At 72.7% G+C, this 24,859-nt stretch carries 24 protein-coding genes and 1 riboswitch; of the genes, 9 read left to right on the top strand and 15 right to left on the bottom strand.

All coding sequences use genetic code 11. From position 1 onward, the window contains the following. Position 1 precedes the first annotated feature (1 nt). The 6 genes from ACIQZN_RS01090 to ACIQZN_RS01065 form a co-directional block, all read right to left on the bottom strand. Entirely contained in the window at positions 2-436 is a 435-nt protein-coding gene (locus tag ACIQZN_RS01090) for a roadblock/LC7 domain-containing protein (RefSeq protein WP_161209832.1), read from the bottom strand. 7 nt (positions 437-443) lie between these two features. Beyond that, on the bottom strand, positions 444-2,318 hold the full coding sequence (locus ACIQZN_RS01085; protein WP_403986474.1) for a sensor histidine kinase: 1,875 nt from the start codon (positions 2,316-2,318) through the stop codon (positions 444-446). Positions 2,319-2,625: 307 nt separating this feature from the next. Beyond that, a complete protein-coding gene (locus ACIQZN_RS01080) occupies positions 2,626-3,339 on the bottom strand; it encodes a C39 family peptidase (protein ID WP_403986472.1) in 714 nt (237 codons plus the stop codon). A gap of 133 nt (positions 3,340-3,472) precedes the next feature. Beyond that, complete coding sequence (locus tag ACIQZN_RS01075) at positions 3,473-4,468, bottom strand: ArsR/SmtB family transcription factor (RefSeq protein WP_403986469.1); 996 nt, start codon at positions 4,466-4,468, stop codon at positions 3,473-3,475. A gap of 106 nt (positions 4,469-4,574) precedes the next feature. Further along, entirely contained in the window at positions 4,575-5,843 is a 1,269-nt protein-coding gene (locus tag ACIQZN_RS01070; RefSeq protein WP_403986466.1) for an MBL fold metallo-hydrolase, read from the bottom strand. Between the two features lie 98 nt (positions 5,844-5,941). Further along, the gene (locus tag ACIQZN_RS01065) at positions 5,942-6,382 is read right to left on the bottom strand and encodes a PPOX class F420-dependent oxidoreductase (protein ID WP_403986463.1); all 441 of its coding nucleotides are present in this window, start codon (positions 6,380-6,382) and stop codon (positions 5,942-5,944) included. A 246-nt stretch (positions 6,383-6,628) separates the two neighbouring features. Between ACIQZN_RS01065 and ACIQZN_RS01060 the strand changes: the two genes are divergently transcribed. Both ACIQZN_RS01060 and ACIQZN_RS01055 read left to right on the top strand, forming a co-directional pair. Further along, positions 6,629-7,837 (top strand): Glu/Leu/Phe/Val dehydrogenase dimerization domain-containing protein, encoded by a 1,209-nt coding sequence (locus tag ACIQZN_RS01060; protein ID WP_403986460.1) that lies wholly within the window; start codon positions 6,629-6,631, stop codon positions 7,835-7,837. Positions 7,838-7,925: 88 nt separating this feature from the next. Then, on the top strand, positions 7,926-8,516 hold the full coding sequence (locus ACIQZN_RS01055) for a TetR/AcrR family transcriptional regulator (protein WP_403987370.1): 591 nt from the start codon (positions 7,926-7,928) through the stop codon (positions 8,514-8,516). A 42-nt stretch (positions 8,517-8,558) separates the two neighbouring features. Here the strand turns inward: ACIQZN_RS01055 and ACIQZN_RS01050 are convergent, their stop codons facing one another. Together ACIQZN_RS01050 and ACIQZN_RS01045 are read right to left on the bottom strand one after the other, a co-directional pair. Then, the gene (locus ACIQZN_RS01050) at positions 8,559-9,563 is read right to left on the bottom strand and encodes a DUF6745 domain-containing protein (protein WP_403986457.1); all 1,005 of its coding nucleotides are present in this window, start codon (positions 9,561-9,563) and stop codon (positions 8,559-8,561) included. A 66-nt stretch (positions 9,564-9,629) separates the two neighbouring features. Further along, positions 9,630-9,956: a hypothetical protein gene (locus ACIQZN_RS01045; protein WP_403986454.1), complete on the bottom strand. Its 327-nt coding sequence runs from the start codon at positions 9,954-9,956 to the stop codon at positions 9,630-9,632. A 173-nt stretch (positions 9,957-10,129) separates the two neighbouring features. Between ACIQZN_RS01045 and ACIQZN_RS01040 the strand changes: the two genes are divergently transcribed. Genes ACIQZN_RS01040 through ACIQZN_RS01015 form a run of 6 tightly spaced genes read left to right on the top strand, consistent with a single transcriptional unit; the run spans position 10,130 to position 16,263 of the window. Further along, positions 10,130-11,077 (top strand): STM4015 family protein, encoded by a 948-nt coding sequence (locus ACIQZN_RS01040; RefSeq protein ID WP_403986451.1) that lies wholly within the window; start codon positions 10,130-10,132, stop codon positions 11,075-11,077. 7 nt (positions 11,078-11,084) lie between these two features. Then, on the top strand, positions 11,085-12,056 hold the full coding sequence (locus ACIQZN_RS01035) for an STM4015 family protein (RefSeq protein ID WP_403986448.1): 972 nt from the start codon (positions 11,085-11,087) through the stop codon (positions 12,054-12,056). After that, on the top strand, positions 12,037-13,185 hold the full coding sequence (locus tag ACIQZN_RS01030) for an STM4014 family protein (protein ID WP_403986445.1): 1,149 nt from the start codon (positions 12,037-12,039) through the stop codon (positions 13,183-13,185). The genes ACIQZN_RS01035 and ACIQZN_RS01030 overlap by 20 nt, the downstream gene beginning before the upstream one ends. A 19-nt stretch (positions 13,186-13,204) precedes the next feature. Next, positions 13,205-14,017 (top strand): STM4013/SEN3800 family hydrolase, encoded by an 813-nt coding sequence (locus tag ACIQZN_RS01025; protein WP_403986441.1) that lies wholly within the window; start codon positions 13,205-13,207, stop codon positions 14,015-14,017. Next, positions 14,014-15,363 carry an STM4012 family radical SAM protein gene (locus ACIQZN_RS01020; protein WP_403986438.1) on the top strand — a complete coding sequence of 450 codons (1,350 nt, stop codon included), beginning with the start codon at positions 14,014-14,016 and terminating at the stop codon, positions 15,361-15,363. Before ACIQZN_RS01025 ends, ACIQZN_RS01020 begins: the two co-directional genes overlap by 4 nt. 6 nt (positions 15,364-15,369) lie before the next feature. Next, positions 15,370-16,263, top strand: a complete 894-nt coding sequence (locus ACIQZN_RS01015; RefSeq protein ID WP_403986435.1) for an STM4011 family radical SAM protein — start codon at positions 15,370-15,372, stop codon at positions 16,261-16,263. Positions 16,264-16,282: 19 nt separating this feature from the next. On the opposite strand, the gene ACIQZN_RS01010 is transcribed toward ACIQZN_RS01015, so the two are convergent. Together ACIQZN_RS01010 and ACIQZN_RS01005 are read right to left on the bottom strand one after the other, a co-directional pair. Then, positions 16,283-17,107: an SGNH/GDSL hydrolase family protein gene (locus ACIQZN_RS01010; protein ID WP_403986432.1), complete on the bottom strand. Its 825-nt coding sequence runs from the start codon at positions 17,105-17,107 to the stop codon at positions 16,283-16,285. A gap of 183 nt (positions 17,108-17,290) precedes the next feature. Continuing rightward, positions 17,291-18,202 (bottom strand): peptidoglycan DD-metalloendopeptidase family protein, encoded by a 912-nt coding sequence (locus tag ACIQZN_RS01005; protein ID WP_403986429.1) that lies wholly within the window; start codon positions 18,200-18,202, stop codon positions 17,291-17,293. Between the two features lie 3 nt (positions 18,203-18,205). Continuing rightward, positions 18,206-18,362: riboswitch (cyclic di-AMP (ydaO/yuaA leader) on the bottom strand. A gap of 412 nt (positions 18,363-18,774) precedes the next feature. Here ACIQZN_RS01005 and ACIQZN_RS01000 point away from each other — a divergent pair. Next, entirely contained in the window at positions 18,775-19,587 is an 813-nt protein-coding gene (locus ACIQZN_RS01000; protein ID WP_403986426.1) for a tyrosine-protein phosphatase, read from the top strand. Between the two features lie 11 nt (positions 19,588-19,598). Here ACIQZN_RS01000 and ACIQZN_RS00995 read toward each other — a convergent pair whose 3' ends face one another. The 5 genes from ACIQZN_RS00995 to hpnH all read right to left on the bottom strand — a co-directional run bounded on the left by ACIQZN_RS00995 (position 19,599) and on the right by hpnH (position 24,859). After that, positions 19,599-19,775, bottom strand: coding sequence for a DUF6126 family protein (locus ACIQZN_RS00995; RefSeq protein WP_203602020.1), 177 nt, complete (start codon positions 19,773-19,775; stop codon positions 19,599-19,601). 10 nt (positions 19,776-19,785) lie between these two features. Further along, positions 19,786-20,394 carry a helix-turn-helix domain-containing protein gene (locus tag ACIQZN_RS00990; RefSeq protein WP_403986421.1) on the bottom strand — a complete coding sequence of 203 codons (609 nt, stop codon included), beginning with the start codon at positions 20,392-20,394 and terminating at the stop codon, positions 19,786-19,788. A gap of 61 nt (positions 20,395-20,455) precedes the next feature. Further along, positions 20,456-21,853: an aspartate aminotransferase family protein gene (locus ACIQZN_RS00985; protein WP_403986418.1), complete on the bottom strand. Its 1,398-nt coding sequence runs from the start codon at positions 21,851-21,853 to the stop codon at positions 20,456-20,458. Next, complete coding sequence (gene dxs, locus ACIQZN_RS00980) at positions 21,850-23,757, bottom strand: 1-deoxy-D-xylulose-5-phosphate synthase (RefSeq protein ID WP_403986415.1); 1,908 nt, start codon at positions 23,755-23,757, stop codon at positions 21,850-21,852. The genes ACIQZN_RS00985 and dxs overlap by 4 nt, the downstream gene beginning before the upstream one ends. 82 nt (positions 23,758-23,839) lie before the next feature. Continuing rightward, entirely contained in the window at positions 23,840-24,859 is a 1,020-nt protein-coding gene (gene hpnH, locus ACIQZN_RS00975) for an adenosyl-hopene transferase HpnH (RefSeq protein ID WP_403986412.1), read from the bottom strand.

Raw genomic sequence — 24,859 nt, 5'->3', positions numbered from 1 at the left:
GTCACAGCCCCGCGGTGCCCGGTGTCCCGGCCGTCTGTCTCACCGGGGTCATCAGGTAGGGCCGCACGCTCTTCACCAGCATGGTCATCTCGTAGCCGAGGACGGCGGCGTCGGCGTTGCGGCCGGCGAGGACGGCCAGACAGGTGCCGGAGCCGGCGGTGGCGACGAAGAGGAGCGTCGAGTCGAGCTCCACGACCACCTGCCGGACCTCGCCGTTGTCCCCGAACCTGGCCCCGGCGCTGCGGCCGAGCGAGTAGAGGCCGGCCGCCAGCGCCGCCATGTGGTCGGCGCTGTCGGCGTCCATGCCGTGGAGGGACTTCACCAGCCCGTCGGCGGAGAGCAGGACCGCGCTGCGGGTGTACGGCACGCGCTGGACGAGGCCGCTCAGCAGCCAGTCGAGGTCCGAGACCTGACCGGACGGCATATCGGTCGCCATGGGGCATCTACTCCTTGATGGGGTTCGCTGCGAGTGGGTCGTGGTCGCCGGGGTGGGCGCCGGCTCCGTGCAGTTGCGCGGGCTGGGTGGCGCCCCGGACGGGCAGCGGCCGGGCCGGTGCGCCGAGCTGGGCGGCCGTCGTCATGTGCGTGGCACCGGCGGGCGCCTCGGGCGCGGGCTCCTCCTCGGCCTCCGCCCGGGCCTCGGCGAGGTCGATGCCGCGCCGGAAGGCGGCGACGAGCCCGGGGTCGTGCAGGACGGGTTCGTCCCCGGACCGGGGCGCGGGCGCCTCCCTGAGCTGCGGGACCAGGTGTTCCTGGTTGGCCCGCTTGGGCAGCAGGGGGCGGTCGGCCGCGCTCCGCGGCGCGGTCGCCTCGTCGGACGCGGCGACGGGCGGGGTGTCGTCCGCCGGCCGGTCCACGCGCTCGGCGCGCAGCGGCAGGGGCGGGGCCTCGTCCTGGCGGGCCGGGCCCGGCTGGGACGGGGTCCGGTGCGGGCTGGGCTGCTGGCTGGGGACGTAGGGCCGGCGTTCCGGCTCGGGGGCGGGCGCCGGCTCGCGCGGTGCCGGGCGCTCCTCCAGGGGCGGCGGGCGGTGCACGGGCCCGGTGGGCGGGACGGGCGCTTCGCCGGCCGCGCCGGGAGCGTCCTCGTCGGCGCCGAGCAGGGTCTGCGGGAGGACCAGGACGGCCTGGGTGCCTCCGTAGATGTTGCTCTGGAGCCGTACGGCGATGCCGTGGCGGCGGGCCAGCGAGGCGACGACGAAGAGGCCGATGCGGCCGTCCTGGAGGAGGCGGGCGACGTTGACCTGGTCGGGGTCGGTGAGCAGGGCGTTCATCCGCTTCTGCTCGTCGCCGGGCATGCCGAGTCCGCGGTCCTCGACCTCCAGCGCGAGCCCGGCGGTGACGCGCTGGGCGCGCAGCAGGACCTGCGTGTGCGGGGCGGAGAACACCGTGGCGTTCTCCACGAGTTCGGCGAGGAGGTGGATGACGTCGGCCACGGCGTGCCCGCGCAGGGTGCCGTCGATCGGGGGGACGAGCTTGACCCGGGGGTACTGCTCGACCTCGGCGATCGCCGAGCGCAGCACCTCGGTCATGGTGACCGGGTTGCTCCACTGACGGCGGGAGACGGCGCCGCCCAGCACGGCGAGGTTCTCGGCGTGGCGGCGGATGCGGGTGGCGAGGTGGTCGACGTGGAAGAGGCCCTTGAGCAGGTCCGGGTCCTCGACCTCGTGCTCCAGCTCGTCCAGCAGCTGGATCTCGCGGTGCACGAGCGACTGGAGGCGGCGGGCGAGGTTGACGAAGACCTCGACCTTCTGGTCCTCGCCGCTGGGCTCGGAGAGCCGGGACGCCTCGACGACCGCGACCACGGCGGCCTCCTGCTGGCGGGCCAGCTCCTGGGCCAGCAGCTCGAAGGGGTCGCCGCCGGGCGGCTGGCCTTGCGGGGCGCGCCGGACGGGCACGGGTTCGCCGTTGCGCAGCTGTTCCACGACGCGTTGCAGTTCGGCCTGGCCCTGGGCGCTGGTCCGGCGCAGCGCAAGGCAGCGGCCGAAGACCGTGGTGGCGGCCCGGTTGGCGGCCAGGAAGGCGGCGAGGACCGCGGCGAGCGCGAGCGCGGCCGCCGAACCGAGGGCGATCCAGAGCTCCGTGGACGGCCGTGCGTGGCCCGCGCGGGCGGTGAAGACGACGGCCGCGGCGCCGGCGAGGGCGACCGCGAGGGCCGGCAGCACGGCGGTGCGCAGGAGTTGAGGGCGTATGCGCGCCTCGGGGGTCGGGCGGGCGGCGCGTGGTCTGGCCGCGGCCGAGTGGGAACGGGCGCCCGGTCGGCCGTGCCGCCCGCCCTCTCGTCGGTCCGGTCGCGCGTCGGGTGCGCGAAGTTGAGACATCAGCGTCCTCGGTACGTGGGGCCCCAGGCATCTGCGTACATGTGGTGGCACCTACGGTGGTCGGGCATTCTCGGGTCATCGGCCGGGCAGGCCCGGAGAATATGAGCCCACCGTTGATCACCGGGCACACACGGTAGTCGCCAGAAGTGCGGCCGCGATGGGCAGTTGTGGAACTTGCCCGCCATCCGTCCCGCTCTGGTATGAGCGCTCGCACGGGCGACCGATTCCTGTGGGCCGGTTTCCGGGGTATGGACGCGTGTGGACCCCCTCGGCGTGTGCCGAGGGGGTCCGTGCGGGACCGTGCCGGTTATGCCGAGTAGCCCTTCGGCGGGATCAGGGTGGCGAGTTGGTCGAAGGAGAGCCAGTAGATCTGGTTGCCGCCGAAGGATGCGGGGTCGGCGATGAGGACGGTGCGGTCGGCGTCGTCGTAGCCGATGACCGTGAAGTAGTGGTAGATCGTCTGGTTCGACGGATAGCCGGGCGGCTGGTTGCCGGGCGGGGCCACGATGTTGGTGACCAGGGGGTAGTTGCGGTCGATGTCGAAGACGACGTCGTACCAGAGCAGATCGCGCTGGGCCTGGGTGGGCGGGTCGTTGGGCATCTCCTTGGTCTCGTACCAGCCGCCGCCGAGATTGGCGTTGAGCACCCCGGTGACCTGGGATATGTGGTCGGTGCCGTTCACGGTGGTGCCGAGCTGCCACGCCAGGTCGGACTGGCTGGGCGGGGAGATGCGGGCGGAGAGCGCGATGCGGGTGGCGGCGGGACCGCACCAGTAACCGGTCTCCTGGACCTGGTAGTCGACGTCCAGCCAGTGTGCGGTGGCGGTGCTCCCGGCGTCCACCGTGATCCGGGTGCCGGGCCGGTTGTGCCCGCTGATCACGGCGGTTCCGGCCGACGAGCCGTGGGCGGTGACGGCGGCGGCGCCGATGTGCGGGTCCGCCGAGGCGAAGGCGGTGCCGGGCTGGACGAGGGCTCCGAGGGCGACCGCGGCGACGGCTGCGGACACAAGTCTCCTGCGCATGAAGGCTCCTGGGGGTGGGGGGACGGGCCTTGGGTGCGGAACGGCCGAGCGTTTCGGGCCACCAGCGTGGTGCCGTCGCCATGGAGCCCGCAAGGACCGGAAGCTGGTGCTTACGCCCGCAGGTGACGTGCCGTCATCGGGCGGGCGGGTCCTCGGCGGCCAGCAGGGAGCGCCCCTCGGCGGTCGCGACGTGGAAGGAGCGCCCGGCCCGGCGCACGGTGGTGACGAGCCCCGCCTCCCTCAGCACGTTCAGGTGCTGGCTGACGGCGGGATGGGTCACGCCGAGGAGCCGGGCCGCCTCCAGGGTGGAGCAGCCGGTGCGGGTGGCGCGCAGGACCCCGGCGCGGGTGTGGCCGAGGAGCGGTCCGAGGGGGCCGGACCCGGGTGCGGGGCGGGTGCCCGGTGCGGGGACGCACCAGTCGGGGGTGTGGTGGATGGGGTGGACCAGCACGGGTGGCAGCTCGCCGTCGGCCAGAGTGGCGGGGGTGGGCCAGCAGAAGAACGACGGCTGGAGGACGAGGCCCCGGCCGCGCAGCCACAGGTCCTGGTCGACCGGGTAGGCCACTTCGAGGACGGGCGCCCGCCAGCGGAACTGCGGTCCGAGTCCGGCGAGCAGCCCTTCGGTGCCGCCTTCGAGGAGGCTGCGCAGCCGCAGGGCGCGGTCGGCGTCGATGTCGGCGTGCACCCGGCGCCAGTGCGGTGCGAGGGCTTCCCTCTGGTACGTACGCAGGGCTCCGCCCAGCTCGCGCAGGGCGTCCGCGTCGCCGCCGGCCAGCTCCCCGAGCCAGCCCGGCAGCCGTGCCGGGGTGGCGAGCCGGGCCAGTTCGGCGCGGAGCCGTGGGCGCGGGGTGCTCAGCAGGACGTCGACGGATGCCTGGAGGGAGCCCCGGTCGCCGGTCGTCGGTGTGAGGAAGTCCGGTGAATAGCCGCGCGGTGGCAGCAGGCGGGAGAGCAGGCGCGGGCTGCCGGAGAGCCGGGGCCGGACCCAGCGCCGCCAGGCGCCGAACTCCCGCTCGCCGTCGCGCCGCTGGAGCGTCTGCACACTGTTGCTGATCTCCCAGAGGAAGTCGGGGCCGGGCGCCACCCGGACCCGTGCGAGGTCGTCGGAGGTGAAGTGCACCCGCAGCATCGCCCGCCCCCCTCAGGACGTGACCGTCTCGTCGGCGGAAGCCCTGCTCACCTCACCGCCCCGCGTACGCCCCGCCCGCCCCGTCCGGGACGTACGCCTCGGGATCTCAGGGCTGGGGTGCCCGGTCTCGGTCCCTGCCGGTGTCCTGCGCGGGCCGGTCGGCCGGCTCGTGGAGCTGTACGTGGACGGGGGGCCAGTTGCCCCAGCCGGGGGCCGGTTCGGCGGCGACGGCACGCCACCACGGCTCGACGGGCGGCGGATCGGCGGGCTCGAACGGCTGGCCGGGGCGCGGGGCTGCCATGGTCACGCCCACGGACCGGGTGGCGCGCATCGACCACTCGGCGGGCTCCGCCCAGGGGTGCAGCGCGAGGTTGAACGTCCCCCAGTGGATCGGCAGCATGACGCCCGCCGAGGGGTCGTCGCCCTGGAGATCGAGGTGGGCGCGCACGCCCTCGTCGGGGCTCATGTGGATGTCCGGCCAGGCACCCGGCTCAGGCATGCTGTCCGTACGGTCCTTGGACCAGTACTGGCTGTACGCGCCGATCTGGATCATGGTCGCGTCGAACGGGCCGTGCTCGGCGCCGATGGTCCGGAAGCCGGAGAAGTATCCGGTGTCGCCGCTGTGGTAGATCCGGTGCTCGGGTCCGGCGACCGCCCAGGAGGCCCAGAGGGTGTGCTGCTGGTTGCGCAGGCCGCGTCCGCAGAAGTGGCGGGCGGGGGTGGCGGTGAGGCTGATGCCGCCGACCGTCGTGGTCTCGTTCCAGTCGAGCTCGCGGAGCCGGTCGGGCGCGACGCCCCAGCGCTCCAGATGTGCGCCGACACCGAGCGGGACCGCGAAGACCGTGTCCGTACGGGCCAGGGCACGGATCGTCGGGAGGTCGAGGTGGTCGTAGTGGTCGTGCGAGATGACCACCACGTCGACCGGCCCCAGGGCGCCGAGCGGCACGGGGGCCGGGTGCAGGCGCCGGGGGCCGGCGAAGGCGAAGGGGGAACAGCGGTCGCCCCAGACCGGGTCGAACAGCACGCGCCGCCCGTCGATCTCGGCGAGGACGCTGGAATGCCCCATCCAGGTGATCCGGAGCCCGGAGGCGGGTGGCCGCGCGAGGTCGGCGACGGTCGTGGCGTGCACGGGCACCGGGGCGGCGGGGGCCCGGAGGACCCGCTCCTCCTTGCGGAAGAAGACCCGGGCGAACTCCAGGGTGGAACCGGAGGGTCTGATCCGCGCGCCCACCGGGTTCTGGAAGACACCGTCGGCGAAGTGCGGGGAACGGCGGATGCGCTCCATGCGAGCGCCGTCCGGGTCGGCCCCGAAGGCAGCGGGGCGCAGCGCACGCAGCCGGGTGCGGAGCGGAAGCCTGTGGTCAGCGCCGGTCACGGGGTCTCCTGAGGAGTCGGGGTCGTCCCATTATGGACAAGGGGTACGACAGTGCGAGAGGGGAACGTCCGGGGGAGGGCGTTCCCGCCCCGACCGCCTTACCCGCGTTGCTGTCCGTACACATGCTCGACATGGAGGCGCAGGACGATGCGCCGGTCCCGGACCATGGCGGCCCGGTAGTCGTCCCAGTCGGGGTGCTCGCCCTGCACGTCGCGGTAGAGCCGGATCAGCTCCTCCACGGTGTCGTCCGCAGGATCGGCGGCGGTCGCGGACAGCTCGGCGGTGCCCTCCGCGACCGTCCAGGCCCAGCGGTCCTCGCTGGTCACGTGGTAGCTCGCGCGCGGGTCGTGGCGCAGGTTGCGCGTCTTGGCGCGGCCCTCGGTGACCGAGACCCGGACGATGCGCTCTTCGGGGTAGTAGAAGTGGTTGACGTTGGACAGCTGGGGCCTGCCGTCCTTCTTGAGGGTGACCAGGACGCCACCGTCGTTCTCGCCCAGGAGCCTGAGCAGCGCTTCCTGCCGTGCATCGAATGCGGTCATGCCGTTGCAACGAACAGCCCCGGCGGAGGATTCCGCATTCCGGACGTGATCCGGTCCGCCCCCCTGCCCGCCTCCGCGCACCGGCGCGTTCCGGCCACGGGGCGGCGCGACGGCGGACGCCGCGTTGACAGGGGCGCCCCGCCTCCTGATACTGACCGACGGTTCAGTAACTCGTCCGGTCGCCTCAGGGGCCCGGACCCACCGCGCCCAGGACCGCCCGCCGACAGTGACCGAGGAGCACTCCCGATGACGACGCCTCCGGTGTCCCCGCCCGCCCCGCTCATCTCGCTGACCTGGACCGACCACGCCACCGGGTGCCGGGGCCACCTCGTGGTGGACCGGCTGGTGCGCGGGGTGTCCAGCGGCGGCCTGCGGATGCGCCCGGGCTGCACGCTGGAGGAGGTGGCCGGCCTGGCCCGGGGCATGACGATGAAGGAGGCCCTGCACTTCGACGCGGACCGGCCCGGGGCCCGGTACATACCGCTGGGCGGCGCCAAGGGCGGCATCGACTGCGACCCGCGCGACCCGGCGGCTTACGGCGTCCTGGTCCGCTATCTGCGGGCGATGCGCCCGTACATCGAGAGCGTCTGGACGACCGGGGAGGACCTGGGCCTCTCCCAGGACCTGGTGGACCGCGCGGCGGCGGAGGCGGGTCTCGTCTCCACCGTGCAGGCCGTGTACCCGCTCCTCGACGACGAGGCCGGGGCCCGGCGCCGGCTGGCCGACGCCTTCGCCCTGGAGGTGGACGGCATCGGCCTGGACGAGCTGGTCGGCGGCTGCGGGGTCGCCGAGGCGGTGCTCGCCGCGCTGGACCGGGACGGGGTCGCTTACGGCGGTGCGCGGGTGGCGCTCCAGGGGCTCGGGACCATGGGCGGGGCGACCGCCCGCTTCCTGTCCCGGGCCGGGCTGCGGGTGGTCGCCGTCGCCGACATCAAGGGCACGATCGCGCATCCGGACGGGCTCGACGTCGAGGCGCTGCTCGCCGCGCGGGACGCGCACGGCACCGTGGACCGGGGCGCGCTGCGCGCCGGCGACCGGGAGCTGCCGGGCGACGCCTGGCTGGTCCAGGACGCGGAGGTGCTCGTCCCGGCCGCCGTGTCCTACGCGGTGGACGCGGTGAACCAGGCCGGGATCAGGGCCCGCTGGGTGGTGGAGGCCGCCAACATGCCGGTGCTGCCGGAGGCGGAGGCGCTGCTCGCCGCGCGCGGGATCACCGTGCTGCCCGATGTGGTGGTCAACTCCGGGACCAACGCCTGGTGGTGGTGGACCCTGTTCGGCGACATCGGGGCCGACGCGGACGAGGCGTTCGCGCACACCCGGGGCGCGATGCGCGAACTGGTCGGCCTGGTGCTGGCCCGCGCGGCGGCGGACGGGTGCACGCCGCGGGCGGCGGCGCACGCGGTGGCGGCCGACCGGCTGCCGGTGATGGCGGAGCGCTTCGGCTGGTACCGCTGACCGGTCCCGCCGGTCCGCCGGCGGTCCGCCCGACCTGCTTCGGACGGGCATTGGTTAGGGTGACCGCGTGGCAAGAGTGCGGTTGGGAGTGGCGGAGCGGCGCGAGGAGTTGCTGCGCGCCGCCGTCGAGCAGATCGAGGTGCGCGGTGTCGCGGCCGTGCGGATCGCCGATGTGGCGTCCGTACTCGGCGTGAGCAACGCACTCGTGCTCTACCACTTCTCCACCAAGGAGAAGCTGGTCGCGGCCGCCTTCGCGCACGCGGCCGAGAGCGATCTCGCCCATCTGCGCAAGCTGTTGAGCCGCCGCACGACCGCCGTGCGCAGACTGCGCGCGGCCGTCCGCTGGTACGCGCCGACGGGCCAGGCCAAGGGCTGGCGGCTGTGGATCGAGGGCTGGGCGGCCTCCCTCCGCGATCCGGCGCTGCGCAATGTGGCCGGTGATCTCGACCAGCAGTGGAAGGCCGAGCTGGCCGAGGTCATCGAGGAGGGCGCGGCGGCGGGCGAGTTCCACTGCGACGACCCGATGTCCGTGGCCTGGCGGCTGACCGCCCTGCTGGACGGGCTGGCCGTGCAGATGACCTCGTACAACGGTCCGCTGTCCCGGGCCACGATGCTGGAGTGGACCGAGCAGGCGCTCGCCCGTGAACTGGGCATGGACCACGAGGCCCTGACGGCCTGACCCCCTTCTCCTCCCTCTTTCTTCTCGGGCCCCCTCCCCCGGTCAGGTCTGCTGGAGCGGCTCGTAGACCTCGCTGTCGAGGCCGAAGGTCCAGGCGACGCCCTCCTTGGCGGTCCTGGTCCTGGGCGGGACCCGGAGCCAGTACGTGCGGTGGGTGCCGTCCGGCTCGGGCGTCGAGTTGACCACCTCGACCATGACGACGTCCTCGTCACCGGCGAGCGCGATCCGCCAGAGGATGCCCGTCTCGTCGCGGTGGACCGGTTCGGCGCCCGACTCGGTGAGGTAGCGGTCGTAGCCGTAGTACTCCAGCATCACGCGGCGCAGCTCCGCGTTCTCCTCGTCGCGGATGCGCTTCGGGGTCAGCGCGGCCAGCTCGTCCAGGAAGTCCGGGGGCACGGGCATGCCGCGCCAGGCGTACAGGGCGAAGCCGTCCGGGTAGGAGAGCGCCGGTCCGTCGCCCCGGTCGAGGCGGCCCGCCTCGTCGCGGTGCAGGACCTCCGGACGTTCGCAGATCACGGCGACCCGCTCGTAGGGCCACCACCAGCCCGCGTTCCGCGCCACCGCCGCCAGTCCGTCGAGCCGGTCGCCCCGGCCGTCGAAGGCGGCGAGCCATGCCGCGTCGTGCTGCCCGAGGACCGCGTCGAGCAGGACCAGGCGCACCCGGGACTCCGCCTCGGTGTCCGCACCGGCGAGGTCGGCGACCACCCCGGCCCGTATCCGCTCGGCGAGGCCCGCCGTGGTCTCCCAGAGCTGGGCGCCGGTGGCCGACCAGAGGGCGGACCAGCCGGCCGGGCCCAGGGCGTCGTACACCCGGCGTCGTTCTTCCGCCCAGGGGCGGGTGCGCACCTCGTCGCGGACCGAGCGTCCCTGGCCGGTCAGCTTCCCGACGGCCTCCACGGCTTCCCTGGGCGAGCCGGCCCAGACGAACTCCTCCGGCTCGGCCAGTCCCGCGCTGCGGTAGGCGAGCCGCACCCCGTCCTCAGCGGCCGCCCGGTCCGCCGCACCCGTCGCCGCCGCCACGGCCCGCCAAGAGTCCACGTACTGCATCGGTTTCCCCGTCCCCTGTTTCCGCTCTGAATTCCTTGGTTTCGCACACAACGGCCGTGCCGTACCTCAGTCGGCGACGATGCGGACCGCCCCCGGCGCGTACTCCCGCTGGCGCACCACGCGGAACCAGCCCTGGGGCAGCGGGATCGTGGCGTGCTCCTCGTGCACCACGCGTCCGCCCTCGGGGAGATGGAGCAGCATCGGGCCGAACACCCCGCCTTCGCGGATCAGCCGGCCGGGCCCCGGCACGGCGTGCGCGTGTCCGGTCACCTCGCCGAGCGCGAGCACCAGCCGGCCCCGCGCGTCGCGCAGTTCGCCCGCCGCCTCCAGGAGGTGCGCGGGCACCGCCGGCTCCTCCAGTGGCACGATCAGTACATCGCCCTGCCGGTACACAGACCTCTCCCCTCCGTGGTGGCACCCGGTGTGCCGGCCACATCGAAAACGCTACGGCGGGGGTCTGACAATCGGCCGTCGAGCGGCCCGGGCGGGGGCGGTCGCGGCATTGTCAGTGGGCCTTGATAGACCTTGCGGACATCAATCCGTCGCCGTCATCAGGAGCTCAGGGCATGTCCGTGGACCACCTTCACGAGTTGCTCGGCCTTCCGGCCGTCGATTTCCAGTCCGGCACGGAAGGCGGCCCCCGGCCCGCCGCCGATGCCGCCGCCTGGCGGGTGTCGATCGACGCCTACGAGGACGAGGGCACCTGGGAGGAGGAGTTCGACGCCTTCCTGGCGGAGGTCGATCCGGCGGGTGTCCGGGCCCTGATCATCGGGCAGTGGGGCGAGTCGTACGAGGAGAAGTCCTCGTATCCGATCGGTCTCGTGATCGCGGCCGCCGACCGGCTGACGTCTCTTGAGGCGGTGTTCGTCGGGGATCTGACGATGGAGGAGGCGGAGATCTCCTGGATCGAGCAGAGCGATGTCACCGCGCTGCTCGACGCCTTCCCCGCGCTGGTGGAGCTGGGTGTGCGCGGCGGTTCCGAGCTGGTCTTCCCGGCCGCGAAGCACGAGCGGCTGCGGGCGCTGACCATCGAGACGGGCGGGCTGCCGCGCGAGGTGGTGCGCGGTGTCCTGGAGAGCGAACTGCCCGCGCTGGAGCGGCTGGACCTGTGGCTCGGCGTCTCGGCCTACGGCGGCGACGTCAACGTGCCGGATCTGGCGCCGCTGCTCGCCGGGACGCGCTTCCCCGCCCTGCACCACCTGGGCCTGCGCAACAGCGAGATCCAGAACGAGATCGCGGCCGCGGTGGCCTCGGCTCCGCTGGTGGCCCGGCTGAAGACCCTGGACCTGTCCTGCGGCACCCTCGGCGACGAGGGGGCGGCCGCCCTGCTGGAGGGTCAGCCGCTGACCCATCTCGACGTGCTGGACCTGCACCACCACTTCCTCACCGAGCCGATGGAGCAGCGCGTCACCGAGGCGCTGACGCCGCACGGGGTGCGGGTGGACCTCTCGGAACGCTGCGAGCCGTGGGACAACCGGGGCCCGGCCGGCCGGTACGTCACGGTGTCGGAGTGACCGCGCGATGACCGAGATCGGCCACCCCTGCTCCTTCCACGGCATGCCCGTGTTCACCCTGCCGGAGCCGGGTGACGAAAGTCCGTGGCCCGCGACGCTGCCCGCGGCGGACGCCATGGCCTGGCGGCTGGACTGCGGCTGGGAGGGGCACGAGTTCGCCGCCGTCTGGCGGCACTTCCTGGAGAAGGTCGACCCGGCACAGGTCCGTGCCCTGGTGATCGGCCACTGGTGGGACGGCGACTACACCTCCCTGGCCCCCGTGGTGGAGCTGATCACCTCGGACGCGGCCCGGTTCCCGGCGCTGCGCGCTCTCTTCCTCGCCGATGTCGTGGGCGAGGAGTGCGAGGTGTCGTGGCTCCAGATGTGCGACATCACGCCGGTGCTCCGGGCGTTCCCGCTCCTGGAGGAGCTGGTGGTACGGGGCGGTGGCAGCGGGCTGAACGAGGAGACGCTGGAGCTGCACCCCGTGCGGCACGAGGCGCTGAAGGCCCTGCGCTTCGAGTCCGGCGGTCTGCCCGGTCACGTCGTGCGCGCGGTCGGCGCCTGCGAACTGCCCGCGCTGGAGCGGCTGGAGCTGTGGTTCGGCTCCCAGTGGTACGCGGGGGACGCCACGGTGGCGGACATGGCTCCGCTGCTGTCCGGGGGCGGTTTCCCCCGGCTGCGTCATCTCGGGCTGCAGAACAGCGAGATCCAGGACGAGATCGCCGTGGCGGTCGCCTCCGCTCCGGTGGTCGCGCAGCTGGACTTCCTGGCGCTCTCGATGGGCACCCTCAGCGACGTGGGGGGTCTGGCCCTCCTCGAAGGACAGCCGCTCACCCATCTGGGCGGCCTCGACCTGCACCACCACTACCTCACCGACGAGGTGATGGAGCGCTTCAGGGAGCTGTCCGAGCGCGACGACGTCCACGTCGACCTCTCCGAGGCGGACTACTGGGACCCCCAGGACGACGAGCCCCGCTATGTCGCGGTCAGTGAGTAGCGGCGGCCCGCCGCGCCTCGCGGTCGTCGGCAATCCGGGCAGCCGCCGCGTCGCCCTGTTCCAGGACGCGGTGGCCGCCGCCGGACTGCCCGAGGCGCGGACGGTCCCCTGGCTCGACGTGCTGCGGGGCGGGGCGCGCTTCCTGCCCGGGGAGACCGTGCGCGTCGAATCACCCGGCGAGGACGCGGAGGTGGACCGGCTGCTGCGCGGGACCGACGAGCCGACGCGGGTGGAGGGTTCGGCCCTCTGGTACGCGCGGTTCACCGCCGCCGTACGCGAGGTGGCCCGGGCCGCCGAGGAGGCCGGCGCGCACCTGCTGGACGCTCCGGCGGACATCGCGGCGCTCTTCGACAAGCGGCTGTGCCACGGGGTGCTGGACGCATCCGGGGTCCCCGTTCCCGCGTCCCCGACCTCAGGACCGGCCGGGGCGCCCGTGCGCGGCTGGGACGACGTACGGGACCTGATGGCCGCCCACCGCATGCCCCGGGTGTTCGTGAAGCCCGCGCACGGCTCGTCCGCCTCCGGGGTGCTGGCCGTGGAGACGGCGGGCGGCGGCCGGGTCCGGGCAGCCACCTCCGTCGAGCGGGACGCGGCCGGCCGGCTGTACAACTCGCTGCGGGTCCGCCGGTGCACGACGGAGCGCGAGGTCGCGGCGGTGATCGACGCGCTGGCGCCGGACGGGCTGCACATCGAGCGCTGGCTGCCCAAGGCCACCCAGCGCGGCCGGGCCGCCGATCTGCGCGTCGTCGTGGTCGCCGGCCGGGCCACCCACGCCGTGGTGCGCACCAGCGCCTCACCGATGACCAACCTCCACCTGGGCGGGACGCGCGGCGACCTGGCCGCGGTGCGGGCGGCGATCGGGGCGGCGGGCGGCAGTTGGGGCGAGGCCCTGGCGGTCTGCGAGCGGGCCGCCGCCGCTTTCCCGGACACCCTGTGCGTCGGCGTCGACCTGCTGCCCCTGACCGGCTGGCGGCGCTTCGCCGTCGGCGAGGTCAACGCCTTCGGGGACCTGCTGCCCAGGCTCACCGGCCTGCCCGGCAGCGGCGCCGAGGGCCTGGACACCTATGCGGCGCAGATCGCCGCCGTACTGGAACGAGCAAGGAACGACCGTGTCAGCACAACCCCCTGAACACTGCCCGAATCCCGACATGAGCCAGGTCGTGGGCAGCCACGACCTGCTGTTTGTCACCCTGGACACCCTGCGGTACGACGTCGCGGCCGAGCTGGCCGCCGCCGGGCGCATCCCGAATCTGGCCCGCCATCTGCCGGGCGGCGTCTGGGAGAAGCGGCATGCCCCCGGCAGCTTCACGTACGCCTCGCACCAGGCGATGTTCGCGGGGTTCCTGCCCACCCCGGCCGCGCCCGGGCCGCACCCCCGGCTGTTCGCCGCCCGGTTCGCCGGGAGTGAGACCACGGCGGAGCGCACCTTCGTGTTCGACACCCCGGACCTGGTGTCGGGGCTCGCGAAGGAGGGGTACCGCACGGTGTGCGTCGGCGGTGTGGGCTTCTTCAACCTTCGGGGGCCGCTCGGCTCAGTGCTCCCCGGGATGTTCCAGGAGGCGCACTGGGAACCGGAGTTCGGGGTGCCCTCGCCCACCTCGTTCGAGGCGCAGGTGACCCGCGCCGAGGAGGTGGTCGCCGCCCTGCCTCCGGAGCAGCGGCTCTTCCTCTTCGTCAACGTCTCCGCGCTCCACCAGCCGAACTGGTTCCACCAGCCCGGTGCGACCCGCGACGCCGGTGACAGCCGGGAGACGCACGCCGCCGCCCTGGAATACGTGGACGCCCACATCGGCCGGCTCTTCGCCGCCGCTAGCAGCCGCCGCCGTGCCTTCGCCATCGTCTGCTCCGACCACGGCACGGCCTACGGCGACGACGGCTACACCGGTCACCGGCTCGGCCACGAGTCCGTCTGGACCGTCCCGTACGCCCACTTCTTCCTGGAACCGGGGGCCGTCCGATGACCGTGACGCACACCGTCCGCCCGTACGAGAGCTATGTGTACGCCTACCCGCACAAGACGGCGTACCGCCCGCTCGCCGAGCAGCCCGGCGGGCGGCCCGCGCTGGACGAGCTGTGGGCGGGGGAACGCAGGGACGCGCTCTCCCTCTATATGCACATCCCGTTCTGCGAGGTCCGCTGCGGCTTCTGCAATCTGTTCACCCGGATCGGCGCCCCCGACGAGCTGACCTCGCGGTATCTCGACGCGCTGGACCGGCAGGCGAGCGCCGTACGGGACGCGCTGGGCGACGCGGAGCCGGTACGGTTCGCCGCCGCGGCGTTCGGCGGGGGCACGCCCACCTTCCTGACGGCGGGCGAGCTGGAGCGGCTGTGCGACATCGCGGAGAAGCGGATGGGCGCCGATCTGCGGTCCGTGCCGCTGTCCGTGGAGACGTCCCCGTCCACCGCGACCGCCGACCGCCTCGCCGTGCTCGCCGAGCGGGGCGCCACCCGCATCAGCATCGGGGTGCAGTCCTTCGTGGAGGCCGAGGCCCGCGCGGCGGTGCGCCCGCAGCACGCCGCCGACGTGGAGCAGGCCCTCGGCGCCATCCGGGACACCTCCATACCCGTGCTCAACATCGATCTGATCTACGGCATAGAGGGCCAGACCGAGCGGACCTGGCGCACCTCGCTGGACGCGGCGCTGCGCTGGCGGCCGGAGGAGCTGTACCTCTACCCGCTGTACGTGCGCCCTCTGACCGCGCTGGGCCGGCTGGCGAAGAGCGAGGCCGACGCGGCCTGGGACGAGCAGCGCCTGCGCCTGTACCGGGCCGGCCGCGACCACCTCCTGGCCCACGGCTACGAGCAGGTGTCGATGCGGATGTTCCGCCGCGCCGACGCCCCGCGCGCGGAGGGGCCCGACGACTACGCCTGCCAGACGGACGGCATGATCGGCCTGGGCTGCGGCGCCCGCTCCTACACCTCGCGGCTGCACTACTCCTTCGACTACGCGGTCCGGATGAGCGAGGTCCGGGGCATCATCGACGCCTACACCGCCACCGACGACTTCTCCCGCGCCGAGGTCGGGCGGTACACCGACGGGGACGAGGCGCGCCGCCGCCATCTCCTCCAGTCGGTGCTCCAGGCGCAGGGCATGCCCGTGGACGACTACCGCGAGCGCTTCGGCACCTCGCCGTACGAGGACTTCCCGGAGGAGCTGGCCAGGTTCGAGGACCGGGGCTGGCTCGACGCGGGGGCGCAGGGGCTGCTGCGGCTGTCGCCCGAGGGGCTGGCGTACTCGGACGCGCTGGGCCCGGAGCTCTTCTCCCCCGCCGTGCGGGCCGCGATGGCCGCGTACGAGCTGAAGTGAGTGACCGTGGACCTGACGATTCTCTACCGGGGCCCGCTCGCCTCCTGCGACTACGACTGCCCGTACTGCCCGTTCGCCAAGCGGCGCGACAGCGGCGAGCAGCTGCGGGCGGACCGGGCGGCGCTCGAACGGTTCACCGCGTGGGTGGCGGCGCAGACCGGTGACCGGATCTCGGTGCTGTTCACGCCGTGGGGCGAGGGCCTGGTGCGGTCCTGGTACCGCCGGGCGATCGTGGAGCTGGCGGGCCTCCCGCACGTGCGCCGGGTCGCGATCCAGACGAACCTGAGCGGCCGGACGCGGTGGCTGGCCGAGGCCCCGGAGGCGGCGCGCGAGCGGATCGCGCTGTGGTGCACGTACCACCCGGGGCAGACGCCGTACGAGCGTTTCCTCGGCCGGTGCGCAGAGCTGAGGGACCTCGGGGTCCGGCACAGCGTGGGCGTCGTGGGATTCGACGCCCATCTCGGCGAGGCGCGGCGGCTGCGCGCGGCGCTCCCGGAGGAGGTCTACCTCTGGGTCAACGCCGCCGAGGGGCACACCTACACGGACGAGGAGGCGGGGCGGTGGACGGAGATCGACCCGCTGTTCCCGTACAGCCGCCATCCGCACCGCTCGGCGGGGCTGCCCTGCCGGACCGGTGAGTCGGTGATCTCGGTGGACGGGGAGGGCACGGTGCGCCGCTGCCACTTCGTCCGGGCGGAGCTGGGCAATCTGTACGACGGGAGCTACCGGCGTGCGCTGGGCCCGAGGGCCTGCCCGCTCGCCGTCTGCGACTGCCACATCGGCTATGTGCACCTGGAGACGCTGCCGCTGTACGACGTCTTCGCGGGCGGCGTCCTTGAGCGCGTCCCGGCGGCGCTGCCGCTGTCCCCGGTCGCCGCGACGCGGTCACGGGGCGACTGAGGACAGCGGAGGGGGCCGGTCAGAGCGGCAGCAGGTCCGGCCGCTTCGGCTCGACGTGGTCCCCGGAGGACTCGCCGCGCAGCCGCCGTCCGATCCACGGGACCAGGTATTCGCGCGCCCAGTGGATGTCGTCGCGGCGGATCTCCAGCGTGCCGCGCGGCGGCTGCGGCGGCCACGGCTGGTCCGGGTCGGCCGGCACGTCGAGGCCGAGGACCTGGGCGGCGCGGAGCGCGACCCGGGTGTGTCCCTCGGGCGACAGGTGGAGCCGGTCGCCGTCCCAGGCGCGCCGGTCCTGCACGGAGCGCAGCGACCACAGGTCGAGGACCGGGCAGTCGTAGCGGTCGGCGATGGCCCGGACATGAGCGGTGTAGGTGGCGATCTTGCCGCGCAGATGGCGCAGCACGGGGACGCCGCGGGTGTCGAAGCCGGTGGTGACCATGACGGTGCCGACCGAACGCGTGAGGTCGGCGACCGCCCGCTCGAAGCGTTCGGCCACGTCGTCCGGGTCGGTGCCCGGCCGGATGATGTCGTTGCCGCCGGCGCAGAAGCTCACCAGATCGGGGGCGAGTTCCTTGGCGCGGGGCACCTGCTCCTCGACTATCTGGTCGAGGAGGCGTCCTCGTACGGCGAGATTGGCGTACCGGAAGTCCCCGGTCGCCGGGCCGGGCTCCGGGAGCCGGTCCGCGAGGAGTACCGCGAGCCGGTCGGCCCAGCCGACGAACCTTCCGTCCGGGCCGGGGTCGCCGACTCCCTCGGTGAAGCTGTCGCCAATCGCCGCGTACGACCCGATGGCGCCCTGTCGGTCGACGGCGCCCTGCTGGAGGTTGTTCGAATCGTCTGCCACAACCGCATATCCTGCACCCCGGAATGTGACCTACGCGACCGTAATAAGGGGTTGACGGGTGGTGAGATAAACCACCCGGTCAGTTTTCGGTAAAGGGGGAATAAGCAGAGGGACGGCGCACCGCCGTGCGCCGTCCCTCTGTGTCGTTCAGGGGCCCGGATCACCGGGCCGGTACTGCCTGGATCAGACGTTGATCCCGTGCGACGCCAGGTAGGCGATCGGGTCGATGTCCGAGCCGTACTCCGGGCCGGTGCGGATCTCGAAGTGGAGGTGCGGGCCGGTGGCGTTGCCGGTGGCGCCGGAGAGGCCGACCTGCTGGCCCACGGTCACGGTCTGGCCCGCCGAGACGGAGAGCGAGGACATGTGGCCGTACTGGGAGTAGTGGCCGTCGGCGTGCTTGATGACGACCTGGTTGCCGTAGGCGCCGCCCCAGCCGGCGGTGACGACGGTGCCGGAGGTGATGGCCTTCACGCTGGTGCCGGTGGAGACGGGGAAGTCGATGCCGGTGTGGCTGCCGCTGGACCAGCTGGCACCGGAGGCGCGGTAGGCGGTGGTGTGGTTGCCGGGGACCGGGTGGACGTAGCCGGAGGCGTTGTCCTGGGAGGCCGGGGCCTCGGTCTGCGCCTCGGTCTTGGTCTCGACCTTCGTCTCGGCCTTGGGTGCGGCCTTCGCCTCGGTCTTCTCCGCCGTCTTGGCGGGGGCCTTGGACGGGGTCGCGGCGGCGGGGGCCGCCTTGGCGCCGAGGGTGAGCTTCATGCCCGGGAAGATCAGGCTCGGGTTCTCGCCGACGGCCTCGCGGTTGTCCTGGTACAGCTTGTGCCAGCCGCCCTTGAGGTGGTGCTGGGCCGCGATCTTCGACAGGTAGTCGCCGGAGACGACCGAGTACGTGGTGGTGCCGGCGCTCTTCGCGGGCTTGGCCGGGGCGGTGTGCGCGGCGACCGACTTCGACGTGGCCGGGGCGGACTGCTCCGCGGCGTGGGCACCGGTGGCGCCGAGCAGCGGAAGCGCGATGACGGCTCCGCCGGCGCTCGCGGCGACGACGCCACGGGCGATGGTGCTGGACTTGGGACGGCGGTGCTTACCCGAATTGGGCATGAAGAATTTCCTCTCCGGCGCCTGCGAGGTGAGCTGTCGGGTTCGGGCTGGAGATGCCCGGCCGCGCCTGGCGCGACTTCACCCCTAGCCGTCCGGTCGTCCCGGTCGGCGGCTTACCTGGTTCCCCCGCTCCTGCCACACGGTGAAGTGGATGCGAATTCCGGACGGCGGCAGGATTGGGCGTTCCATCCGGATGGCATGGAACGTAAGCGAGCCGGGACGGCGGAAACAAGCCACGTGTTCGGCACCGGATTCCGCACCGGAATTGCGGTGCGGAATTCCGGTCACACTCCGTGGATTACGGATCTTGGCTTTCCGCGCGGCGCGGGGACTACCCAGCCGGGCCGTCACCACACACCGTCACGGATATGATCCCGCTCACGAGCGGGTGATCATCTCCCGCACAACCGGGGCAGGTTGGGCATATCCCATCAATACGGACATGTCGCGGTCGTCCTCCGCGTCGACGGGGAGCGGGCGGCCGAGATGATTGCCCCAGGAACCGATGTCGTATCGTCGCGGTCGTGGGCCCGTCGGCGACACGCGCCGGGGCAGAGCCTCCAGGAGTGACCGTGACGCAGCAGCTGCCGCAGACCCCGCCGGCGGAGCCCGTACTCACCGGCGTCCGCAACTTCCGCGACGTGGGCGGCCTGCCCACCACCGACGGCCGCCAAGTCCGGCACGGCAGGCTCTACCGCAGCGGCCACCTGGCACACGCCACGGCCGAGGACGCGACGTTCCTCGGCGGGCTCGGCCTGCACACGGTCTTCGACTTCCGCAACACGGCGGACCACAAGCTGGACGGCCTGGACATCGAGCTGCCCGGCGTACGGAATGTGAGCATCCCGCTCAGCGACCCGGCGGACGGCGCGGAGTTCTGGCGGATGGTGCGCGACGGCAACATCGCGGAGCTGCGCTCGATCCTGGCCGACGGCAAGGGGACCCGCCGCATGGTCGCCTCGTACCGCTCGATCATCCTGGAGCGCACCGCCGAGCACAGCCGGGTGCTGCACGCCCTGGCCGAGGACAGCGTGCCCGCCCTGATGCACTGCGCGGCCGGCAAGGACCGGGCCGGGCTCTCCATCGCGGTGACGCTGCTGGCGGTGGGCGTCGGACGCGAGACCATCGAGGCCGACTACCTCAAGTCGAACGACGCGCACCGCCGCTACCGCATCCGGCGCAGCGACACCTCGGCCGCCGGGTTGTCCCCGGAGGTGCTGGAGCTGCTCAACCCGCTCTTCGGCGCCCAGCCCGACTACCTCGCCGCGGCCTTCGCCGCCATCGACGAGACCTGGGGCGGCACCGACCGCTATCTCGCCGACGGGCTGAAGCTCACGCCCGCCACCCGTGAGCAGCTGCGCGAACGCCTCCTCGACGAGAGCTGAGCCGGCTCCCCCTACTGGTTGTGCATGCCGACCGCGAAGAGCAGGTACAGGAACGCGGCGATGACATGCCCGACCACGAGATAGGCGAAGAGGCGGATGACGAGTCCGCGCGGCATCTTCTTCTCCTGGGTGTCGGCGCCGGGACGCGGGGCCGGGGTGAGCGGGTCGTAGTGCTCTGAATCGGACATGACGGGCCTCTCAGCGACGGTGGACCTGGCCACCGAGGCACAGGTCGGCGGCGGGGCTCTGCAGCAGGGTGTGGACGAAGAGCAGCTCGGCGCCCTCGGGTTCGGGGGCGGCGATCCGGTGCGGGGTGAGCGAGTCGAAGTGCGCGCCGTCCCCGGGCGCGAGGTCGTGGACCGTCTCGCCGAGCGTCACCCGGAGGCGGCCGCTCAGGACGTACAGCCACTCCTCGCCGGGGTGGACGCGGACCAGGTCGCCCTGGGCGCCGTACGGGACGCGGACGCGCAGCGCCTGCATCGCCCGGCCGGAGCCGCCGGCCTGCTGGTACAGCCAGCCGTCGGCGGCCGGGCCCTCGAACGGGCGGCCGCGGACGATCGCGTCACGTTCCGGGGGCATCTCGCCGAGCAGCTCGGAGACCGTCGTACCGTAGATCCTGGCCAGCTGGAGCAGCATCGGCAGCGAGGGCTGGCGCCGGCCCGTTTCGAGCCGGGAGAGGTGGGCGGGCGAGAGCCCGGCCCGCTGGGCCGCGGTCTCCAGGGTGAGACCACGGCCTCGGCGCAGATCGCGCAGGCGTGGCGCGACACCGGGCAGCTCACCGGCCGCCAGGTCGTCCGGAGGGTTCATACCTCCATTGGGCCCAAGAATTTCCCCTGAGGCAAATTTCTTGCCTCAGGGGCAAAACGCCTCAGCGGTTGGCGACGGCCTGCTTCACCAGGGTCCGTCCGAAGTCCCACATCAGTCCCCCGCCGCTGTGCGCGTCGTCCATGACGGCGGTGAACGCCTCCACGAAGCGGTCGACGTCCGCGTCATCGATGACCAGCGGCGGGATCAGCTTGATCACTTCGAGGTGGTCGCCGGAGACCTGGGTCAGGATGCGGTGCTTCTGGAGCAGCGGCACGACGACCATCTGCGCGAAGAGCCCCTTGCGGGCCGCCTGAAGCATGGTCCAGCGGCTGCGCAACTTCAGCGAGGTGGGGCGGCCGAACTCGATGCCGATCATCAGCCCGCGCCCCCGCACCTCGTGCAGCAGCTCGTAGCGCCCGACGAGCGCGGACAGCCGCTCACGGAGCAGGTCGCCGGTGCGGCGCGCGTGCGCGACGGTCTCCTCGTCCTCCATCACCGACAGCACCGCGAGCCCCGCCGCCATGGCCTGGGCGTTGGACCCGAAGCTCGCGGAGTGGACGAGGACCCGGTCCATCGAGGAGTAGACCCGCTTGAAGATCCAGTCCTTGCCGAGCGTCGCCCCGACCGGGACATAGCCGCCGGAGAGCGCCTTGGCAACGCAGACGAGGTCCGGTTCCACCCCCTCCTCGTGCTGGTACGCGTAGAAGTCGCCGGTCCTGCCGAGGCCGGTCTGCACCTCGTCGGCGATGAGGAGGGCCTTGTGCTTGCGCAGCAGCTCCTGCGCCTCGCGCAGATAGCCGGGCGGCGCGGCGAGCACCCCCTTGCCCTGGATCGGCTCCACCACCAGGGCGGCCACATCGCCCTTCTTCAGCTCGCGCCGCAGCGCGGCGAGGTCGCCGAGCGGGACCGCGGTGTCGGGCAGCAGCGGGGCGAAGCCGTCCCGGAACCCGCCCTCGCCGTTCACCGAGAGCGAGCCGGTGGTCAGCCCGTGGAAAGCGTGGTCGCAGTACAGGACGCGCGGCCTGCCGGTGGCGTACCGGGCGAACTTGAGGGCCGTCTCGACGGCCTCGGTGCCGCTGTTGCCGAAGAACACCCGGTCCAGGTGCGGGCTGTGGCTCAGCAGCTTCTCGGCGAGCAGCCCGGGCAGCGGCTGGCAGTCGAAGCGGGTCAGGTCGGCGAGCGAGGCGTCGAGGACGTCGTGCAGCGCCTTGCGTACGACGGGGTGGTGCCGGCCGAGGCCCATGACGCCGAATCCGGCGAGCATGTCGAGGTAGTCGTTGCCGTCCGCGTCCCAGAAGTGCGCGCCCTCGGCCCGTTCATAGACCTTGTCGAAGCCGATGGTGTGCAGCATGCGCGGCAGTTGGTGGTTGAGGTGCCTGGTGTGCAGCTCGTAGCGTTCGGCGCCGCGCTCGGCGAGGAGCCGCGCCAGATCGAAGCCCTTGGGCTCGTCGTCCTTCATGCCCCGCTCTCCTTGTGCCCGTTGCCGCCGGCCGCCTTCCGGGCGGCCGTGACGGCGCTGATCCGGCCGGCGATCTCGACCGGTGTGAGTCCGATGTCGGCCAGCACCTCGGACCGCTTGCCGTGCGCGAGGAACTGCTCGGGGATGCCGAAGGTGCGCAGCGGTACGTCGACGCCCGCGTCCCGGAGCGCCTGCCCCACCGCCGAACCGACGCCCCCGGCCCGGCTGTTGTCCTCCACCACCGCGACGAGCCCGTGCGCGGCGGCCAGCGGCGGCAGCTCCTCGTCGACCGGCTTGACCCAGCGCGGGTCCACCACGGTGCAGCGGATGCCGGCGCCTTCGAGGAGATCCGCGGTCCGCAGACAGACGGGCGCCATCACGCCGACGGCGACGAGGAGCACATCGGCGTCCTCGTCGCGCCGCAGCACGTCCATCCCGCCGATCCGGCCGACCGCCTCGATCGCCTCCCCGACCGACTCCTTCGGGAACCGCACCAGGGTCGGCGCGTCGTCCACGGCGACCGCCTCGCGCAGTTCCTCGCGCAGCCGTTCCGCGTCGCGCGGGGCCGCGATCCGCAGCCCGGGCACGACCTGGAGCACGGACAGGTCCCACATGCCGTTGTGCGAGGCGCCGTCGGGCCCGGTGACTCCGGCCCGGTCCAGGACGAAGGTGACCCCGCAACGGTGCAGGGCGACGTCCATCAGGAGCTGGTCGAACGCCCGGTTGAGGAAGGTGGCGTAGACGGCGACGACCGGGTGCAGCCCGCCCGTGGCGAGCCCCGCCGCACTGACCGCCGCGTGCTGCTCCGCGATGCCCACGTCCCAGACGCGGTCCGGGAACGCCTCGGCGAACTTCGTCAGCCCGACCGGGTCCAGCATCGCGGCGGTGAGCGCGACGACGTCCGGGCGCTCCGCCCCGATCGCCGCGATCTCGTCCGCGAACACGGAGGTCCAGGACGGGCCCGCGGCGGGCACGAGCGGGGCGCAGGTCAGGGGGTCCATCGCGCCGACGGTGTGGAAGCGGTCGGCCTCGTCGCGCAGGGCGGGGGCGTAACCGCGGCCCTTCTCGGTGATGCAGTGGACGAGGACCGGGCCGCGGAAGCCCTTGGCGCGGTGCAGGGCGGCCTCGACTGCGGCGGTGTCGTGCCCGTCGACCGGGCCGATGTACTTCAGCCCCAGGTCCTCGAACATGCCCTGCGGGGCGACGAAGTCCTTGAAGCCCTTCTTGGCCCCGTGCAGCGCCCCGTGCAGCGGCTGACCGATGACGGGGGTGCGTTCCAGGAGGCCTTTGCCCCAGGACAGGAAGCGTTCGTAGCCGTCGGTGGTGCGCAGGGTGGCGAGGTGGCGGGCGAGGCCGCCGATCGTGGGCGCGTACGAGCGCTCGTTGTCGTTGACGACGACGATCAGCGGGCGGTCCTTGGCGGCGGCGATGTTGTTCAGCGCCTCCCAGGCCATGCCGCCGGTCAGGGCCCCGTCCCCGATGACGGCGACGACATGGCTGCCGCGTCCGCGTACCTCGTTGGCCTTGGCGAGACCGTCGGCCCAGCCGAGGACGGTGGAGGCGTGTGAGTTCTCGATCACGTCGTGCTCGGACTCCTCGCGGGACGGGTAGCCGGAGAGCCCGCCCTTGCCGCGCAGCTTGGAGAAGTCCTGGCGTCCGGTGAGCAGTTTGTGTACGTAGCTCTGGTGGCCGGTGTCCCAGAGGATGCGGTCGACGGGCGAGTCGAAGACCCGGTGCAGGGCGATGGTCAGCTCCACCACCCCGAGGTTGGGGCCCAGGTGGCCCCCGGTCCTGGCCACGGCCTGCACCAGGAACGTGCGGATGTCGTCGGCGAGTTCGCCGAGTTGTGACGCGTTCAGTGCCTTCAGATCGTGCGGCCCCCGGATGCTCTGCAGCAGCGTCATGCCCGGGCCCCCTCTCTGTGGTCCTGTTCCTGCGAAAGGTGACGGCCGGGCTCCGCGCGGGAGCCCGGCCTGGTGTCGCGGCTCAGCCGTTGCCGCTGACGGTCTCGCGCATGGCACGCAGGGACTCCTTCAGGGAGCCCATGGTGGCGAGGACGGCGGTGGGTTCGTAGCCGCAGTGCGCCATGCAGTTGGCGCAGCGCGGGTCCTTGCCCCGGCCGTACTTGTCCCAGTCGGTCTCCTCGATGAGCTGTCGGTACGTCGGCACATAGCCGTCGCTCATCAGGTAGCAGGGCCGCTGCCAGCCGAACAGGGAGTAGTTGGGGATGGCCCAGGCGGTGCACGGGAAGTCGGCCTTGCCCTCCAGGAAGTCCAGGAAGAGCGGCGAGTGGTTCAGCCGCCACCGGCTCCGGTTGCCGCCGGCGAAGGACTTCTTGAACAGCTCGCGGGTCTGCTCGACGCCCAGGAAGTGCTCCTGGTCGGGTGCCTTCTCGTACGCGTAGGCCGGCGAGATCATCATCTCGTCGACCTTGAGGTCGTCGTTGAGGAAGTTGAGCACCTCGATGATGGTCTGCGGGGTGTCGGTGTTGAAGAAGGTCGAGTTGGTGGTGACCCGGAAGCCGCGCCGCTTGGCCTCCTTGATCGCCGCCACCGCCTCGTCGAACACCCCTTCCTTGGCGACCGATTCGTCGTGCCGCTCCCGCAGCCCGTCGATGTGCACGGCGAACGCGAAGTAGGGCGAGGGGGTGAACTTCTCGATCTTCTTGCGCAGCAGCATCGCGTTGGTGCAGAGGAAGACGTACTTCCTCTTCGCCACCAGCTGGCGCACGATCTCATCGATCTGAGGGTGCATCAGCGGTTCGCCGCCGGCGATGGAGACCATCGGGGCGCCCGATTCGAGCACGGCGCCGACGGCCTGGGCCACCGGCATGCGCTGCTTGAGGACTCCGGCCGGGTGCTGGATCTTCCCGCAGCCCTCGCAGGCGAGGTTGCAGGCGTACAACGGCTCCAGCTCGACAATCAGCGGGAACTTCTCCCGCTTGCGGAGCTTTTGTTCAATGAGGTACGTCGCAACCTTGATGGACTGACGAAGCGGCATGGCCAT

Source organism: Streptomyces sp. NPDC097595 (genome assembly GCF_044761525.1).
GTDB classification, from domain to species: domain Bacteria; phylum Actinomycetota; class Actinomycetes; order Streptomycetales; family Streptomycetaceae; genus Streptomyces; species Streptomyces drozdowiczii_A.
This window is presented reverse-complemented; position numbering and strand designations above follow the sequence as displayed.